General features: G+C 70.1%; 14 protein-coding genes. 6 read left to right on the top strand and 8 right to left on the bottom strand.

What is annotated here, in order from left to right:
• Window positions 1–3: 3 nt before the first annotated feature.
• The gene (locus AB5L52_RS05265) at window positions 4–1,584 is read right to left on the bottom strand and encodes an SLC13 family permease (RefSeq protein WP_369362783.1); all 1,581 of its coding nucleotides are present in this window, start codon (window positions 1,582–1,584) and stop codon (window positions 4–6) included.
• Between the two features lie 179 nt (window positions 1,585–1,763).
• On the opposite strand from AB5L52_RS05265, the gene AB5L52_RS05270 reads away from it, so the two are divergent.
• The gene (locus tag AB5L52_RS05270; protein WP_369362784.1) at window positions 1,764–3,410 is read left to right on the top strand and encodes an ATP-binding protein; all 1,647 of its coding nucleotides are present in this window, start codon (window positions 1,764–1,766) and stop codon (window positions 3,408–3,410) included.
• Window positions 3,407–4,078, top strand: a complete 672-nt coding sequence (locus tag AB5L52_RS05275; RefSeq protein ID WP_351022420.1) for a response regulator — start codon at window positions 3,407–3,409, stop codon at window positions 4,076–4,078. The genes AB5L52_RS05270 and AB5L52_RS05275 overlap by 4 nt, the downstream gene beginning before the upstream one ends.
• A gap of 48 nt (window positions 4,079–4,126) precedes the next feature.
• Here AB5L52_RS05275 and AB5L52_RS05280 read toward each other — a convergent pair whose 3' ends face one another.
• The gene (locus AB5L52_RS05280; RefSeq protein WP_351022423.1) at window positions 4,127–5,512 is read right to left on the bottom strand and encodes an FtsW/RodA/SpoVE family cell cycle protein; all 1,386 of its coding nucleotides are present in this window, start codon (window positions 5,510–5,512) and stop codon (window positions 4,127–4,129) included.
• 216 nt (window positions 5,513–5,728) lie between these two features.
• Window positions 5,729–6,928, bottom strand: a complete 1,200-nt coding sequence (gene rodA / locus AB5L52_RS05285; RefSeq protein ID WP_369362785.1) for a rod shape-determining protein RodA — start codon at window positions 6,926–6,928, stop codon at window positions 5,729–5,731.
• Window positions 6,929–7,236: 308 nt separating this feature from the next.
• Here rodA and AB5L52_RS05290 point away from each other — a divergent pair, with 308 nt between their 5' ends.
• Complete coding sequence (locus tag AB5L52_RS05290) at window positions 7,237–7,764, top strand: hypothetical protein (RefSeq protein WP_351022429.1); 528 nt, start codon at window positions 7,237–7,239, stop codon at window positions 7,762–7,764.
• Between the two features lie 140 nt (window positions 7,765–7,904).
• On the opposite strand, the gene AB5L52_RS05295 is transcribed toward AB5L52_RS05290, so the two are convergent.
• Both AB5L52_RS05295 and AB5L52_RS05300 read right to left on the bottom strand, forming a co-directional pair.
• A complete protein-coding gene (locus AB5L52_RS05295; RefSeq protein ID WP_369362786.1) occupies window positions 7,905–9,650 on the bottom strand; it encodes a TIGR03767 family metallophosphoesterase in 1,746 nt (581 codons plus the stop codon).
• Window positions 9,651–10,101: 451 nt separating this feature from the next.
• Window positions 10,102–10,677, bottom strand: a complete 576-nt coding sequence (locus tag AB5L52_RS05300) for a TerD family protein (RefSeq protein ID WP_351022434.1) — start codon at window positions 10,675–10,677, stop codon at window positions 10,102–10,104.
• A 387-nt stretch (window positions 10,678–11,064) separates the two neighbouring features.
• Between AB5L52_RS05300 and AB5L52_RS05305 the strand changes: the two genes are divergently transcribed.
• Window positions 11,065–12,765 (top strand): LCP family protein, encoded by a 1,701-nt coding sequence (locus AB5L52_RS05305; RefSeq protein WP_369362787.1) that lies wholly within the window; start codon window positions 11,065–11,067, stop codon window positions 12,763–12,765.
• Between the two features lie 79 nt (window positions 12,766–12,844).
• The gene (locus AB5L52_RS05310; protein ID WP_351022438.1) at window positions 12,845–13,111 is read left to right on the top strand and encodes a hypothetical protein; all 267 of its coding nucleotides are present in this window, start codon (window positions 12,845–12,847) and stop codon (window positions 13,109–13,111) included.
• 26 nt (window positions 13,112–13,137) lie between these two features.
• On the opposite strand, the gene AB5L52_RS05315 is transcribed toward AB5L52_RS05310, so the two are convergent.
• From AB5L52_RS05315 to AB5L52_RS05325, 3 genes are all read right to left on the bottom strand, one after another.
• Window positions 13,138–13,755 carry a hypothetical protein gene (locus AB5L52_RS05315; RefSeq protein ID WP_351022441.1) on the bottom strand — a complete coding sequence of 206 codons (618 nt, stop codon included), beginning with the start codon at window positions 13,753–13,755 and terminating at the stop codon, window positions 13,138–13,140.
• Window positions 13,756–13,992: 237 nt separating this feature from the next.
• On the bottom strand, window positions 13,993–14,259 hold the full coding sequence (locus AB5L52_RS05320) for a hypothetical protein (RefSeq protein WP_369362788.1): 267 nt from the start codon (window positions 14,257–14,259) through the stop codon (window positions 13,993–13,995).
• A gap of 33 nt (window positions 14,260–14,292) precedes the next feature.
• Entirely contained in the window at window positions 14,293–14,541 is a 249-nt protein-coding gene (locus AB5L52_RS05325; protein ID WP_351568527.1) for a pectinesterase family protein, read from the bottom strand.
• A 968-nt stretch (window positions 14,542–15,509) separates the two neighbouring features.
• On the opposite strand from AB5L52_RS05325, the gene AB5L52_RS05330 reads away from it, so the two are divergent.
• Window positions 15,510–16,886 carry an alpha/beta hydrolase family protein gene (locus AB5L52_RS05330; protein ID WP_369362789.1) on the top strand — a complete coding sequence of 459 codons (1,377 nt, stop codon included), beginning with the start codon at window positions 15,510–15,512 and terminating at the stop codon, window positions 16,884–16,886.
• The last annotated feature ends 258 nt before the right edge of the window (window positions 16,887–17,144 follow it).

Genomic DNA, 17,144 nt, shown 5'->3' on the forward strand with positions numbered 1-17,144 from the left:
CGGTCAGGACGCCACGGCACCGAGCGCGGTGATGCAGGCCAGCGAGGTCAGGGACAGCAGGGTGTGGGAGACGGTCCAGGTACGGAGGGTGCCGCCGACGGAGAGCCCGAAGTACTCCTTGAACATCCAGAACGAGGCGTCGTTGACGTGGCCGAGGAAGGCGGCGCCGGAGCCGAGTGCCAGGGCGAGCAGGGCTGCGTGGCTGCCGTCCAGGCCCTGTGCCATCGGGCCGACGATGCCGGCCGCGGCCACGGTGGCCACGGTCCCGGATCCGGTTGCGGTGCGCATGAGGGCGGCCACCAGCCAGGCCAGTAGGAGCAGCGGGATGTGCAGGTGCTGGGCGGCTTGGCCGATCGCGGCGTTGATGCCGGAGTCGCGCAGGGCCTGGGAGTAGCCGCCGCCTGCCCCCACGATCACCAGAACTGCGGCGATCGGCGGGAAGGACCGGGACAGGATCTCCTGCACCTGGCGGCGCGAGGCGCCGGTGGTCCAGCCGAAGGTGAACAGCGCCACCAGGACCGCGACGAGCAGGGCGACCACGGGGGTGCCGAGGAATTCGATGGTGGTGAGGGTGATGCCATGAGCCCAGTCGAAGGTGTCACAGCCGGCCTTGAGCATCATCAGCGCGATCGGCAGCAGCACGGTGCCGATCGTCACCGAGAACCGCGGCATGCGGCGCGTCCCCTCCGGCTCGTCCGGGCCCAACTCGTGGCCTGGGGCGGGTAGTTGTGCGGAAGCGGACACGGTGGTGCGCGACGCGGCCGCCGTCGGGGATTCGGCGGTGCCGTCGCCCAGGAGTGCGCTGTCCGCTCCGGCCGCACCCACCGTGACGGTCGCCTTCGCACGCGCCGGGGCGGCGATGTCACGCGCCGGAGCCCCCGTGGTGAAGGCCGCCAGCGCGGAATCCGGGATGCGGGCGGTGACCCGCGGCCAGATGTACGCGGTGAACAGCGGGCCGACGACGATGGCACAGGGGACGGCGACGAGCAGGCCGTAGACGAGGGTGAGGCCGATGTCGGCGTGCACCGCGCCGATGGCGACCAGCACGCCGGGGTGCGGGGGCACCAGGGCGTGGACGGTGGCCAGGCCGGCCATGGCGGGGATGCCGACCCGCAGCACCGGGTAGTCGGCGCGCTGGGCGATCTGCAGGACCAGCGGCACCAGCATGACGAAGCCGACTTCGAAGAACATCGGCAGGCCGACGATACAGGCGATGAGGGTGACGGCCCACGGAAGCCGTTCGGGCCCCGCGACCCGGGTGAGCGTGGCCACGATCTGGTCGATGCCGCCGGAATCGGCCATCAGGCGGCCGAGGACCGCGCCGAGGACGATGAGAATGCCGACTTTTCCAGTGGTGTTGCCAAGGCCGGTGGTGAAGGAGTCCGCTGCCTTTCCGACGCCTTCGCCGGAGAATATGGAGACGGTGAAGGCACCCACCATCAGCGCCAGGAAAGCATGCAGCTTGGCCCAGCTGATGAGGAGGACCACCACCGCGATCGACAGGCCCACCAGGGCCAGCAGCCAGGTGTCATGGCCGGTCCAGGCCACGGCCGTACCGGCCGCTTTCGCTGATTGTGATGCCAACGCTGCCCTCATGCGCCTACAGCTTTCCGTCGTTCACGCGCTCTTCCGCGCGTGCTTGCCGGGCACCGTATGCGGGGGTTGGAAGGTAGTACCAGGGGTGTAACGGTTGCGTTGAATAAGAAATCCGGAAATCTTTCCGTGCTTTCTGTGCGTTGTGTGCGCGGGGTTACCCTGGCGCCATGTTCCGAGGTCCCCGAATTGCCACTCAGGCGCTGTTCGCCCAGGTGCTGGTGCTGCTCGTCGTGCTCGGCGCCGGGTTGGCACTGACGGTGCATCTGCTGCGGCAGTCCTCCGAGCGGCAGTACGAGCAGCGTGCCCTGGCGGTGGCCCGGACGGTCGCCGAGAACCCCGCCGTGGCCACCCGCATCGGTGCCGGATCGGATCCCGGCGGCGAGGTGGAGCACCTCGCGGAGGCGGTACGGCAGCGCACCGGCATGCTCTTCGTCGTGGTCACCGACCGGCGAGGGATCCGCTACTCGCACCCGGACCCGGCGGAGGTGGGCAAGGAGGTCAGCACGCTGCCCACCGCGTTGTCCGGCCGCGAGTCGGTGGCCGTCCAACGCGGCACGCTCGGCGACTCGGCCCGCGCCAAGGTCCCGCTGCGCGCCGCGGACGGCACGGTCGTCGGGGAGGTCAGCACGGGTGTCCGGGTCAGTACGGCGCTGGGGGCCGCCGCGCCGCTGATCCGCCAGGAGGGCCTGTTCTCGGCCGCGGCGCTCCTCGTCGGTATCGGCGCTGCCGGCCTGCTGACCCGCCGCCTCAAGCGGCAGACCCTCGGTCTGGAACCGGCCGAACTCACCGATCTGCTGCGCGAGCAGCAGGCCGTGCTGCACGGGGTCGGCGACGGCGTGCTCGCGAGCGACCCGGCCGGCCGGATCACGGTGTGCAACGAGGAGGCGGCCCGGCTGCTCGGCGGTGCGGTGCCGCGGGGCACCCTGCTCGCCGGGGCCGGTCTGCCGCTGCCACTGCACCGCGTCCTGGCCGAACGGCGGGAACTGCGCCAGAGCGTGGCCGTGGTCGGCCGGCGGGTGCTCGTGGTGACCGCCCAGCCGGTCCGCCGCGATGGGCAGGACCTCGGCCATGTGCTGACCTTGCGGGACCGCACCGAGGTGGACGAACTCGAACGCGAGCGCTCGGCGCTGCGGGCGCTGTCCGACGCGCTGCGCGCCCAGGCGCACGAGTACACCAACCGGCTGCACACGCTCTCCGGCATGCTCGCCGGCGGCGACGCCGCGGACGCGCAGGCGTACCTGCGCGAGCTCGCCGCCGCTCCGCTGGCGGGCGAGGCCCGCGCCGGGGCCCGGATCGCCGACCCGTACCTGCGCGGACTGCTGGCCGCCAAGACGGCGACCGCCTCCGAACACGGCGTGGAGCTGCGCCTGGACGAGGACTCCCACCTGCCGGTCCGGCTGACCGAGCCGCTCGATGTCGTCAGCGTCGTCGGCAATCTGCTGGACAACGCCGTACGAGCGGCCGAAAGCGGCCTGAGGCGGCCGGCCTGGGCGGAGCTGAGCGTGCTGGCCGAGGGCGATACCCTGCACGTGGCCGTGGCCGACAGCGGGGACGGGGTGCGGGCCGAGGACGCCGAGCGGCTGTTCCAGCGGGGCTTCACCACCCGCCCCGCCGAGGAACAACCGGGGCACGGCATCGGTCTGGCCCTGGCCCGCCAACTCGTGGCCAAGCACGGCGGGGAGCTGTACCTCGGCCAGGGCGGCGGAGACGGGCACGGCGCCGTCTTCCTCGCCCGTGTCCCCGGCGCGCTGGAGCGGCCGGCCCCGGCCGCCACGGACGGGGAACGGACGCCGACAGCCGGAGGTGCACAGTGATCAGGGTCCTGGTGGTGGACGACGACTTCCGCGTCGCCCAACTGCACGCCCGCTACGTGACATCGGTGACCGGTTTCACGGTCGCGGGCACGGCCCGCTCCGCGGCCGAGGCGGTGGAGCTGAGCCGGGCGCTCCAGCCCGATCTGATCCTGCTCGACCTGTACCTGCCCGACCGCCTGGGCATCGAGGTACTGCCGGAGCTGACGGGCGATGTGCTGATGGTGACGGCCGCCTCGGAGGCCGCGCAGGTGCGCGCCGCGCTCGGCCGCGGGGCCGTCGGTTACCTGATCAAGCCGTTCGACGAGCAGGATCTGAGGGACCGTCTGACCGCGTACGCCCAGTTCCGCGCCCAACTGGCCACCGACCGCGCCCTCGCCCAGCACCAAGTGGACCGGGCACTGCGCACCCTGCACGGCGCGGACCGGGCCGACCGCACCCGCCGGTCGCGCACCACCCCCACCGGCAAGCTCGTCGCGGACACGGTCCGCTCCCTCGACGGCTCGACCACCGCCAGCGCCCTCGCCGAGCGGCTGGGCATCTCCCGGCCGACCGCCCAGCGCTACCTCGCCGATCTCGCCGCGGACGGAATGGTCCGTGTCGAACTCCGGTACGGCGCCGCGGGACGGCCCGAACACATCTATTCCTGGAACCGCGGCACCCCGGTCTGACGCACGGCCCGTGATCGTGAACTCCGTAACGCCGGTCGCCTACGGCCGTTACGGCTGTCCCTGCCGGGCCTTTCCGCCACGCACGGGTTCGCGGCGGCGTTGGGCGCCGTCGCTGATGCGGATGAGCAGGGCCACCATCAGCCAGTTGGCGACGAGCGAGGAGCCGCCCTTGGCGAGGAACGGCAGGGCCTTGCCGGTCAGCGGGATCAGGCCGGTGACGCCTCCGGCGACGACGAACACCTGGAGGAGCAGGGCCCCGGCGAGGCCGGTGGCCAGGAGCTTGCCGAACGGGTCGCGGGCGACCAGCGCGGTGCGCAGGCCGCGCTCGGTGAGCAGCGCGTAGCAGAGCAGGACGGCCATGACGCCGGCGAGTCCGAGTTCCTCTCCGACGGAGGTGAGGATGAAGTCGCTGTTGGCGGCGAAGCCGACCAGTTCGGGGTGGCCCTGGCCGAGGCCGCTTCCGGTGACGCCTCCGCTGCCGAAGCTGAAGAGGGCCTGCGCGGACTGGTCGGAGATGAGGCCGGGCGGACGCTTGTCCGGGGGCAGGAAGATGTCCATGGGGTGCAGCCAGGCCACCACGCGTCCCTTGACATGGGGTTCGATCGACCCGACCACGCCGGCGCCCACGCCGGCCATGAGCAGGCCGGACCACACCCAGCTGGAGCGTTCCGTGGCCACGTAGAGCACGATCACGAAGAGGCCGAAGAAGATCAGCGAAGTGCCGAGGTCCCGTTCGAAGACCAGCACCAGCAGGCTGACGACCCAGATGGTGACTATGGGTGCGAACTGGCGGCCCGGGGGCAGGCGTATCCCCAGCACCTGTCTGCCCGTCAGCGCCAGGGCCTCCCGGTTCACCGACAGATAGCCGGCGAAGAAGACCGCGATCATGATCCTGACGAACTCGCCCGGCTGCAGGGACAGCGGGCCGAGGAAGATCCACCGCTTGGCGCCGTAGGTGTCGCCGGGGAAGAACGCCGGGGCCATGAGGAGCAGCAGGGACACGGCCATCAGCACATAGAGGTAGCGCTGCAGAACCCGGTGGTCCCTGAGGACGATCAGCGTGAGGGCGCAGACCGTCACACCGATCACCGTCCAGATGAGCTGGCCCGTCGCGGCCTGCGGAGGCGCGTGGCGCCGGGCGGCGTAGGTGATGTCCAGCCGGTGCAGCAGCACCAGGCCGAGGCCGGTCAGCACGGTCGCGAGCGGCAGGATCAGCGGGTCGGCCCGTGGGGCGAACCTGCGCACCGCCAGGTGCGGCACCAGCGCGAGCGCGACCACGGCCGCGGTGAAGCCGGCCAGCCCGCTGGGCAGTGTGCCGTGCATCGAGTACTCCGTGTACACGTACCCGAAGAGCGTGATGAGTACGGCGAAGCCGAGGAGCCAGGCTTCGATACGGCGCCGGTTCGGAGCGTGCGCAAGAGCCTCGAACGTCATGGTGCGCTCCACGTCGCTCCCGGCCTCAGGAGTCCGCGCGCCGCCGTTTTGTCCTTGCATGAACGCCTTCCGATGGATGTGTGCCCTCTGGCAGGACGGTGGACAGGGCCTCGCGGTTGCCCTCCTCGATCACGGGGGCACAAGCGATCGCCGTGGCGTCCACCACGTTGTCGTGGAGCAGGCAGAGCACCTCCGGCGGCGCCCTTTGACCGGGGACTACGCCGACATGGGCCGCTGGACCTTAATCGACTGCAGCAGTCCCACCGCCACCCATACCGCGAACATCGACGACCCTCCGTACGACACGAACGGGAGCGGAATGCCCGCCACCGGCATGATGCCGAGCGCCATGCCGATGTTCTCGAAGGACTGGAAGGCCAGCCAGGCGACGATCCCGGCGGCGACGATCGTGCTGTACAGCTCGGTCGATTCGCGGGCGATGCGGCAGGCGCGCCACAGGATGACCCCGATCAGGGCGATGATCAGGCCGCCGCCGACGAAGCCCAGCTCCTCCCCCGCGACGGTGAACACGAAGTCCGTCTGCTGTTCCGGCACGAACTGCCCGGTGGTCTGCGCACCGTGGAAGAGCCCCTCGCCGGTCAGGCCGCCGGAGCCGATGGCGATGCGGGCCTGGTTGGTGTTGTAGCCGACTCCGGCGGGATCCAGGCTCGGGTCGGCGAAGGCCGCGAAACGGTTGATCTGGTACTGGTCCAGCAGATGCATCTGCCATACGGCGACGGCTCCGAGGACACCGACGGCGAGCAGACCGAAGATCCAGCGGTTGGACGCACCCGAGGCGAGCAGCACGCCCAGGATCGTGACCGTCATGACCATCGTCGAGCCCAGGTCGGGCATCGTCATGACGACCATGATCGGTACGGCGGCCAGGCCCAGCGCCTGGAGCACGGTGCGGTTGTCGGGGTAGGTCCGGTCACCGGCGTCGACCTGGGCCGAGAGCAGCATCGCCATGCCCAGGACGATCGAGACCTTCACGAACTCCGAGGGCTGGAGCGAGAATCCGCCGCCCAGCACGATCCAGTTGCGGTTGCCGTTGATGGTCGCGCCGAGCGGGGTGAGCACCAGCAGCACGCCGAGGAGCGACAGGCCGTAGAGGATCGGCACGGCGTTGCGCAGGGCGCGGTGGCCCAGCCAGAGCGTGCCGATCATCAGGACGAACCCGATGCCGAGGTTCATCAGGTGCCGGACGAGGAAGTAGTGCGGGTCGCCCTGGTTGATCGCGGTGCGGTTGCGGGTCGCGGAGTAGACCAGGAGCGAGCCGATGAGCGACAGGGCCAGCGCCGACAGCAGTATCTGCCAGTCCAGCCGGCGGACCAGGGAGTCGCGGGCGAACAGCCGCGCCCATCTGGAACGCTCGGAGCCGTAGCCCGAGACGGAGAAGCTCTTCACGCCGGTCATGTCGGCACCCTCCGGCCAGCTGGGCAGTGTGCCCACAGATGTTGCGCACGGACGATCAGCGGCAATACGTCCGCCCATACTTCGGAGATGGGAAGTGCGGCTGCTGAGATAGTAGCTTCACACTTGCGCAATGCCGCAACTAAGTGACGTCTTCCGGGGCGACATCTCCCGCCCGCCCGACCGGAGCTTTACCTGTCGGCAATGAAGTTTTCACTTCAAGCATCTACCCGCATAGATGAGCTGGTGTTGTCATGTCAGCGACACTCCAGCAACTCCGCTGGAGTGCGCCGTCGAACCCGGGAGACCCCATGTCCCGTATGCGCCAGCTCGCTGTGCTCACTTCCTCGTTGGCCCTGGCGGCCGGTGGACTGGTCCTCACCACCGGCAGCGCCCACGCCGCCGGCTGCTCGCAGTCCTACCTGCCGCTGCAGGACCCCGCCTGCCAGCCCGGCGCGCTCAACCCGGACGTCACGCAGTCCACGATCGACTCCACGATCTGCGTCCCCGGCTACAGCTCCTCGATCCGCCCGTCCACGAGCTACACCAACGCGCTGAAGGTGAAGCAGATCGCGGAGTACGGCTACAGCGACACCAACACCGCGGACTACGAGGAAGACCACCTCATACCGCTGTCGCTGGGCGGCAACCCGACGAGCGAGCAGAACCTGTGGCCCGAGCCCCGCTATGACGCGGGCGGCTCCAGCGCCACCGACAAGGACACCGTCGAGTACAAGCTGTACAAGGCGGTCTGTGCAGGAACGATCGAGCTGGCGCCCGCGCAGAACGCCATCGCGACCGACTGGACCACCGCCCTGGCGACGGTCGGCCTGAGCTGACCCCACGGTTTCCACTCCGTGCCCCGCCGCACGCCGGACCGCGCGGCGGGGCACGGCGACCGTCACGCTCGCTCGGTCGGGGGTCGGACACAACGGGCCCGCGGTCGCACAGCGGGTCGCCCCGGAGAACCGCGATGCGGCTACCTCGCGGGCCTGGTCAGCAGCAGTTCGGTGTTGTGGTCCGCAGCGGTGCCGATGCGGGTGGCGGGGGTGGCGTAGGGGTCGTTGTAGGCGAGTTCCCGGTACAGGGCGGCCAGGCCGGGGTCGGAGGTGTCGCTGAAATCGGTCCGGTACGGTGCGGCGGACTCGATGAGCGTGGTGAACAGCGACAGGGTGCCGTCCTGGTTGTCGGCGATCTCGATGATCCGGGCGTGGTGCGGATAGTCGACGTGGGAGGCGGTGTTGATCTCCCAGAAGGCGCGCTCCGGGACGGTGTGACCGTGCGGGATGATCTGGTTGGTGTGGGTGTGCCCGTTGACCCAGGCAACGACGTTCGGGAACCGCTGGAGGAGCGTGACGAGTTCGTCGCCGCCGTGGCGGGCTTCGAAGGGGTGGTACGGGTCGGGCAGCAGGTTGCCCATCGTGCCGCTGGTGTGGTGGCTGAAGACGACGACGAGACGGCTGTCGGATCCGCCCCGCACCGCATTGCCGTTGGTGTCGTACCAGTGGCCGCTGTGCGCCTTGAGGACCGACTCCAGCCAGTTCAGCTGCGCGGTGCCGAGTGAACCGTCCGCGAAACCTGCGCGGTTGGTGGTGTCGAGGCTGATGCCGAGGACACCGTCGGCGAGGTCGAAGGTGTAGTAGAGGTGCCCACTGCTGACCGAGTCCTTGGTGAAGCCGTGACCGACGGGTCCGGCACCGGTGTACGCGGGGTTCAGGTGCGCCTGGGCGAACTCTGCGGGGGCGAACGGGTGGCGCCGCTCGTCGGGAGTGACCGTACGGATCGCGCCGCCGCTGGTCAGCAGCTTGCTCAGCAGGAGCACGGCCTCGGCCGGGTCGTGCAGCACGGCGTCCGCCAGCTTCGCCGCCGTGGCGTCGTCGCAGCCCTCCAGCTTGCGGGAGCCGGTGTAGAGGTCGTTCAGCAGACCGAGGTCGGGCAGGCTGCCCTCGATGCTGTCGTCGTGGTTGCCGACCGTCGTGTACCACGGGACGCTCAGGCCGGGCGCGTCGAAGGGGCGGATGGCACCGGTCAGCAGGCCGGGTATCTGCGGCAAGCCCTTGGCCTTGTAGGCGTCCTGGAGAGACGACTCGGGATTCCAGTACTGGGCACTGCCGGAGTTCTGCACACCCTCGTAGCGCGTGAGATCGCCGCTGTCGGGGGTGATCCGGCCACCGCTCATGACCGTCAGGTACCAGTCGAGCTCGATCCGCTCGTGGTTGTCGGTGTTGTCACCGGTGGCCATGACCAGACTGAACGGCAGCCCCGTGTAAGGACCTTGGCGTACCTGGTTGACCCGCTCGACCAGTGATGAGGCACCGCGCACGGTCAGCGTCTCCTGTGGCCGGTGTGCGCTGTCGTTGAACCGTGCCAGGTACTCGAACCGCACCGGCGACTCGGTGTCCGTCAGATGCAGATCGGTGAACTGCACGAAGGAGGCCAGCCCGGTACGGCGGTCGTCCCGCCCGGACCCGGCACCGGCCAACTCGGCGCGCACCGCCAGCGGCCAGCCGGGACCCGCCACCAGCCGCTTGTACGCCCCGTCACCGACCGGCGTGGCCACCTGTTCGAGTGTGGTCCCGTCGATCCGCAGCGCACGCGCGGCCGTGGCCGCCAGAGCCCGGTCCCGGGCCAGCGCGCGGCCCGGCGTCAGCAACGGCCACAGGGCTGCTCCCGCGGCTGCCGCAGATGCTCCCGACACGAACCGGCGTCGACTCATCCCGCTCATGAATCCCCCTGTCCACGGCGGCACTTGAGTGTGCGCCCGAGGGCTCGGGCGCGTCCGCCGCGGCAACCTTACTGACGGGTAGACAAGTGTCCAGGGCACGGAGGGAAACTTGAGGGAAACAAGGGAAACAGGGGCGCGGGGGAGCAAAAGAGCAGGGGAACCCGAAGCCACGCGACTGGTCCGGCAACACGGTGGGGCGCCCTGGCTCGCCGTCGAAGGTCAGGCGGGGCGCCCGCATCGTCGGCCGGCACTTTCTGCCGGTCGCCGTGCTCTGCCGGCAGGCACGGTCCCACCTGGCCGGTGCTCCGATGGCCGCGGTCGGGGCGGCGGGCTGCGCCGTCGATGTCACCACGAGGCCGGCTGCCACCCGGTGAGGGCCTGCCCGACCGCGGCCTCCAGAGCTACGGAATCAGAGCTACGGGGTCAGAGCGACCCCGGCGGTTCCGTCCCCTCAGACGTTGACCCCGAAGTCGGCCGCGATCCCGCGCAGGCCCGAGGCGTAACCCTGGCCGACCGCGCGGAACTTCCATTCACCGCCATACCGGTACAGCTCGCCGAAGACCATCGCCGTTTCGGTGGAGGCGTCCTCGGACAGGTCGTAGCGAGCGATCTCCTGGCCGCCCGCCTGGTTCACCACCCTGATGTAGGCGTTGCCCACCTGGCCGAAGCTCTGCCCGCGCATGTCCGCCTCGTGGATGGAGACCGGGAAGACGATCCTGTCCACATCGGCGGGTACGACGGCGAGGTTGACCTTGATCACCTCGTCGTCGCCCTCTCCCTCACCGGTGAGGTTGTCGCCGGTGTGCTCGACCGAGCCGTCCGGGCTGCGGAGGTTGTTGTAGAAGACGAAGTGCTGGTCGGAGATCACCTTGCCGGACGCGTTCAGCAGCAGCGCGGACGCATCGAGGTCGTAGTCCGCGCCCGTGGTGGTGCGTACGTCCCACCCCAGACCGATCTCCACTGCGGTCAGGCCCGGCGCTTCCTTGCTCAGCGATACGTTGCCGCCCTTGGCGAGGGAAATACCCACGACTCGTCCTCTCATCTCTGAACTGCCCTTACGGTCATCCGGTTCAACGCCGACCGCCCCACCATGGTTCCAATGTTTGCGCAATATCTAAAGTATTTCCGGCGCAGGCACCGCACCGGGCGGGCCGACCGCAGCGAATCGATCTACTGACCCTGGCGAGGCCCGATCCGAACGGGGCCCGGAATTCAAGGACTTCGGGATCGACGAGATCCGTCGCGCGCTGGATCCGAGGGCGGAGCTGTCGGAAGTCACCGACGTGATACGCGAGGCCGGGCGGCCGCTGCGGCGACGCGATGCGCCCGCCCTACTTCGCCCGACGGACCGGCCACAGGCCGCCGGCCGCACACCCGAAGGCCTGCTGGGCCCGACCGTTCGTGGGAGTGGGAGATGAGTGACCTGAGGGACGGCTCCGCCGGCCGGGCCACACGCCGCCGCGGCGCCCAGGTGCCCCGCCAGCGCACGGACAAGCCGGCCGACGGGCTCCCGCCCGGTGGCCGGGCGGGAGCACGGGCGGCGTCCCGCTCCTCCCGGCGCGGGAACTCGCGCCGCCGCCTCCGGCTGACGCGCCGGGGCAGGCGGGCCCTGCGGATCGCCGGGACCTGCCTGGCCGTCCTGGTCCTGGTGACGGCCGGCGCCGGGTGGTGGTTCTACGAGCACCTGAACGGCAACATCGACGGCAGGGGCGGCAGCGAGAAGCCGGACGCCTTCGGCCGCACCCCGATCAACATCCTGGTGATCGGCTCGGACGGCCGTACGAGCGCGGAGGACTGCAAGCTGGGCGGCGGCTGTTCGCAGACCGGTGTGCAGTCCGGCAACGGGAACGCGGACGTGGAGATGGTGGTCCACATCGCCGCGGACCGCTCCAACGCCACCGTGATGAGCATCCCCCGCGACACCATGACCAACGTCCCGGCCTGCAAGGACAGCGCGGGTGGCACCTCCACGTCCGGCTACTACGGCCAGATCAACAGCGCCCTCTCCTATGGCCCGGACTGCCAGGTGGCCACCATCCACCAGCTCACCGGCATCCCCATCGACCACTTCGTCAAGCTCGACTTCTCCGGCGTCGTGCAGATGTCCGACGCGGTCGGCGGTGTCTCCGTGTGTGTCAGCGACAACGTCTACGACACCTACTCGCACCTGAAGCTCTCCAAGGGCACCCACACCCTCAAGGGCGACGGGGCCCTGGCGTTGGTCCGCTCCCGGCACGGCTTCGGCGACGGCAGCGACCTCGGTCGTACCGTCTCCCAGCACCTCTTCCTCGGCGCGATGATCCGCACGTTCAAGAGCGCCGGCACCCTGACCGACCCCACGAAGGTCTACGACCTCGCCGATGCCGCGACGAAGGCCCTCACCGTCGACGACGGCCTGGGCAGCATCGGCAAGCTGGTGGCCCTGGCCTCCGACCTGGACAAGGGTCCCGCCAAGCGGATCTCCTTCGCCACCATGCCTACCGCCCCCGACCCCCACAACAGCGACCGCGTCCTCCCGGGTGCCGGCGCGAAGGCGCTGTTCGCGAGCATCGCCAACGACCAGTCGCTGACCACCGGTTCGGGCAAGAAGTCCGCAGCCCCCTCCGCCACCCCCACCACCCAGGCCGTCGATCCGTCCCGGATCGCCGTGACCATCGAGAACGGCAGCACCGTTCGGGGCCGAGCCTCCGAGCTGGGCACCGCCCTGACCGACAAGGGCTTCAGCCAGGGCACCGCCACGGCCAACGCCCCCGCCGCCGCAGCCACCACCACACTCACCTACGGCGCCGGGCAGAAGCCCGAGGCCCAGGCGGTGGCCGACGCCCTCGGCCTGCCCTCCTCGCACCTCAGGCAGGGCAGCGCCGACGGCCTGACTCTGGTCGTCGGCGGCGACTGGCCCAGCGGCACCAGCTACCCCAGCGACAACGGCGGCGCCGACACCTCCTCCCCCACCGACACCCACGCCGCGGTTTCCTACGCCCACGCCCGGACGGCGGACCAGTCCAAGAGCTGCGCCCAGGTCAGCCCCTACAAGACCGTCTCCCTCGACGGTGTCGGCATGACCCCGGCCCAGGCGTACGCCGCTGCTCGCGACCAACCCGACTCCGACGCCTGAAGCACACATCGCGGCGAAAGACAGCGTCAGTTGCGCAATGATGGAACCGTCGACAGAGGCGAAGGGGATGGGTCTGGCCATGCGGGAGACGACCACCGCGGAAGGCGTGCTCGACCAGCTGGCACAAGGATGTCCGCTGCCACCGGAGGACGAGGTACGGGACGCGTATCAGCCGGTCGAGGTGTACGACGAGACCGGGTGGCCATGGCCGGGATCCGCCACCGGATGGTGGACAGGCCCCGACGGCGTCACCGCCTGCCGGCTCAGGCTGTCGGGCGTGGCGACTCCGCGATGGGTCCTCTTCGACCCGGACCGGATCATCTCGCGGGTCCAGAGCGGCACGTAGACCGCCTGCAGGACGGCGTGCCCGGATCAGCGGGCGCGGCGACCGCGCCGTTGTGCGTCAGCCGCTTCCTCCAGGCGCCCCAGCAGGAACGGCACGACACCGCGTTCGAGCAGTGCCAGTTCCCACTCCTCGCGCACCTTTGCCGGCTCCGGCGCCGAGCCGGCCGGCGCGTGTGCCGCGCCGTCCGTTCGGTTGCGCACCGCCGCCACCAGCACGTAGGCGAAGTCCGCGATCAGTCCTCCGGCGGTCACCGCCGCGGCGATCAGCCCGGCAGTGATCAGCCCCTCCCCGACGTAGGGGCGCGCCCCGAAGGCGCGCAGGCCGTACCCGGCCACGAGGAAGACAGCCGTCGAGACGGCCGCCAGGCTGGGCACGAGCACCGCCAGCACCGGAAGCAGCCCGCCACCGCCTCGTGCCTCGGCCGCCTGGGCGCCGCTCGCATCCTGCGGCTCGCTCCTCGCGGCCGCCGCCCTGGCTTCGAGGAACGCCCGGTACTCGACGCCCGCGGCGCCGGCGATCTCGGCACGCGCCTGGAGTGCCCGAGTGCGCAACTGCTCCCGGTTGAGAACCCCGCCGGAGCGCTCCAGGGCGTCCAGGACCTGCTGCGAGTTCAGGGCCTGGTCCAGGACCCGCCCGAACGTCATGTCGATCTCTGTCTCAGAAGGTTCTGGCCCCTGCATCTGTCCCTCGCGCATCCCAGTGTCAGCGTCCACAGCCCGTGCGGATCGACCACATCGACGTACAGCCGAAGAGTGGAGTTTAGTTACCTGATTGCGCAACTCTTAAAGGAATGCGGGTCGAGGTGGGCGGAGGCGCGCGGTGGCCCGGGAATCCGGCTGTTCCCGGGCCACGGGTTCCTGCCCTCGGGGGTGCCGCGTCGTCTACAGCGCTTGCACGGTGTGCTCGGCGGCCTGCGCGGCGGTGAGCTGCGGCGTGTTGGCGTTGGCTGCCGCGCCCGGCCTTGTATTGGCGTAGGAGACGAACCGGGCGGACTGCCAGGAGAAGCCGCTCATGTCCGTCCACGGGGTCGCCTGCTTGACGGCGGTGGGCAGCACGGTGTTGCGGAACAGGACCTGGGCCACCGAGGCGGCGTTGGGGTGCCACGGACGGCCCAGGTAGTAGGTGTTGGCCCTGGCGGTGCTGCTCACCGTGCTGTTGGCGACGAGGAAGCCGTACTTGAACTACTGCCGGGTCAGCGCGGTGGCGCGGGGCGCCCAGGCCAGCAGGGTGTCCTGGTGGCCGAGGAAGCGGTCGTTCTCGTAGACCTGCCGGTCGCCCTGCGCGTTCAGGGCGACGGCCTGGCCGCTGATCCCGGGATGCGCCGCCTTGCTGAAGGAGTTGGCGATGGTGACGTTCCTGACCGTGAGGTCCTTGGCGGCGAAGGTCGCCGTGGCGCCCACGACGGTCAGCCCGCTCTTCGTGGCGGGCACGGTGACGACCTCGTGGTAGACCTCGTTGCCGATGGAGATCGTGTCCCCGGGCGAGGCCGCGTCGATCGCCGTCTGGACCGTCCGGTAAGGGGCGCTGCCGTCCGCGGCAACGGTCAGCGTGCGGGCGGAGTGCGTAGAGCTGGCCTGCGCGAACAGAGGAATGCAGGCAAGACCGCCGACAACGACCAGGACCCCCGCCGGCCGCCAACACCGTACGGCGGGTGGCGCGGGAGCGCCGATGGGACTGAGAGGACACCAGGGGGATTGCTTCCTCCAGGGATGAGTGACATCCCCAAGTGGCTCGGACGGCCCGAAAGGTTGTGGGCTTGGAGATACCTTTGCCGGCACTACGTCGACCTGCGCGCAGGTACGGCCGGCGGTTCGGAGACCGCCTGGAGCCTCGGCGCGCGCGCCGACAGCGACCAGCAAGGGCACCCCTCGCGCGTAATTCGCCCTCCGGGAGAATTGGCACGCTTATTTCACGCCAGGCAGCCCTTCTTCGACCGCCGCGAAGCCTGTGCCGGTGCGGTTCTGTGCGAGCGGATTCACGTCGGCGTCGCGGGAGTTGATGAGCGCGCAGGCGCCGTGGCAGATCGAGGAGACGACGCCGCTGTGAGCTCGGATCGCCTGGGCTTTTCGCTGCAGGCGGCCCTGCCGGGAAATCCTGTCCGGTCGGCGAAAACAAGCCCTGGAAACAGGTAAGTTCACCCAGCAAAAGGCCGGTCGGAACCAAAGCTGCTGAATATCCGCGCTGTGTAGTCACCGAGCGCCTCGGCAAGCCGCATCTCAGGGGCTCTGCCGGTGCCATGAAGCGCCGGCGGGTGATCGGGCCGTGACAGCACTCGGCATGGAGTACGTAAAGTCGCCACCGTGGCATCCCGGCAGCGTCAGTCCGGTGGCCGCCGCGGCGGTACGGTGTGCGGCAGTCGATCGCCCGTTCTGCGATCGCTGACCACCAAGGGGATCACATGAAACACCGCCGCCCGCGCCCCCGCCGCAGAGCGATCGCCAGAGCGGTCGGTACGGCGGGCGCGCTGGCCGTCGCTCTGGGTGCGGGGATGACGCCGGCGATGGCCGCCGGTAAGACGTCCAACAAGCCCTCGGCCACCGGGTTCTCGCCCGACCAGCCCGAGCAGCCCGAGCAGCCCAACCAGCCCGGCCAGAACACGCCCTGGGCGCCCGAGAACGACGAGGCGCCGCTGCACCACAAGGCCGTACACCCCGATGCCCTCGCGTCGGGCCGCGCGGACGCGTCCGGTCTCCAGCTCAACATGCCCGCGCCGACGGGGCCGTACAGCGTGGGTATGGTCGGCCTGCACCTCGTCGACAAGTCCCGTACGGATCCGTACATACCCGGCAGCAGTTCTCGCGAGTTGATGGTCTCGCTCTGGTATCCGGCCACCGCCACGTCCGGGCACTATCAGGCTCCGTGGATGCCGTCGATCTCCGGCGCCCACTTCCTCGCCTCGCGCGGGCTGTCGCCGCAGCAGGTGACCCTGCCGACGACCGCGGGCCATGTCCTCGCACCGGTGAACACCAAGCTCGGCAAGCTGCCCGTCCTGCTGTACTCGACCGGGCTGCACTCGGACCGCGCGATGGGCACCGCGCTCGCCCAGGACCTCGCCAGCCGCGGCTATCTCGTCGTCACCGTCGACCACACCCACGACGCCAACGAGGTGCAGTTCCCCGGCAACCGGCTCGAGGTCGACGCCATGCCGCCGGGCGCCCACTCCTCCGACACGCTCAAGGTGCGCGCGGCCGACATCCGGTTCGTCATCAACCAGCTCGGCACGATCAGCAAGGGCGGCGACCCGGACGCCGGCCACGCCACGCTCCCCTCCGGGCTGTCGCAGTCCGTGGACATGTCCCGCATCGGGATGTTCGGCTGGTCGCTGGGCGGCGCGGCGGTCGACACCGCCATGCAGCTCGACCATCGCATCGCCGCCGGTGCCGACCTGGACGGCCAGTTCTTCGGCTCGGCGCCGAGCAAGGACCTGGACCGCCCCTTCATGCTCTTCAGCTCCGGCACCCACAACCGCAACAACGACGGTTCGTGGCGCACGCTGTGGTCGCATCTGAAGGGATACCGGGTCGACATCCAGCTCCACGGCGCGGCCCACCTGTCGTTCAGCGACAACGAGTGGATGGTGCCACAGGAGGCGGGCCTCCTCGGGCTCTCCCAGGATCAGCTCCAGCAGATGTTCGGCACGATCGACCCGGACCGGGCGGTCCAGATCCAGCGCGAGTACCTCGCCGCCTTCTTCGACCAGGAGCTGCGCAAGCGGCACAGCTCCCTGCTCGACGGGCCCGCCGAGCAGTACCCGGAGATCTCTTTCGTCCGCTGACCGGACGCCCGAAGGGCGGGTCCTGTCCCCGGGTCCGCCCTTCGGCCTGCCCGGGGGCCGCTCCCGCATACGTCGACCGTCACCCAATATCCCGTGCGCACGTACGACACAGGGACGAAAGTGTGATGGTTATGTGATCGAATGAGGCTAGAGTGTTCGTCCTGTCGAACATTCCGGCGTTCGCCGCAAATTGAGAAAGGATCCGCTGCCCTGCCCTCCGCACCCCGGGCGCCGCGCCGACACCGCATCCGCCGCCGC

The sequence above is a fragment of the Streptomyces sp. CG4 genome, assembly GCF_041080655.1.
Lineage (GTDB): Bacteria > Actinomycetota > Actinomycetes > Streptomycetales > Streptomycetaceae > Streptomyces.

Excerpts from the sequence above, each read along its gene's own strand:
- AB5L52_RS05295 (WP_369362786.1), bottom strand. The coding sequence starts at position 9,650 with ATGAGCGGGATGAGTCGACGCCGGTTCGTGTCGGGAGCATCTGCGGCA.
- AB5L52_RS05305 (WP_369362787.1), top strand. The coding sequence starts at position 11,065 with ATGAGTGACCTGAGGGACGGCTCCGCCGGCCGGGCCACACGCCGCCGC.
- AB5L52_RS05270 (WP_369362784.1), top strand. The coding sequence starts at position 1,764 with ATGTTCCGAGGTCCCCGAATTGCCACTCAGGCGCTGTTCGCCCAGGTG.
- AB5L52_RS05290 (WP_351022429.1), top strand. The coding sequence starts at position 7,237 with ATGTCCCGTATGCGCCAGCTCGCTGTGCTCACTTCCTCGTTGGCCCTG.
- AB5L52_RS05330 (WP_369362789.1), top strand. The coding sequence starts at position 15,510 with ATGAAACACCGCCGCCCGCGCCCCCGCCGCAGAGCGATCGCCAGAGCG.
- AB5L52_RS05315 (WP_351022441.1), bottom strand. The coding sequence starts at position 13,755 with ATGACGTTCGGGCGGGTCCTGGACCAGGCCCTGAACTCGCAGCAGGTC.
- AB5L52_RS05280 (WP_351022423.1), bottom strand. The coding sequence starts at position 5,512 with ATGACGTTCGAGGCTCTTGCGCACGCTCCGAACCGGCGCCGTATCGAA.
- AB5L52_RS05310 (WP_351022438.1), top strand. The coding sequence starts at position 12,845 with ATGCGGGAGACGACCACCGCGGAAGGCGTGCTCGACCAGCTGGCACAA.
- rodA (WP_369362785.1), bottom strand. The coding sequence starts at position 6,928 with ATGACCGGCGTGAAGAGCTTCTCCGTCTCGGGCTACGGCTCCGAGCGT.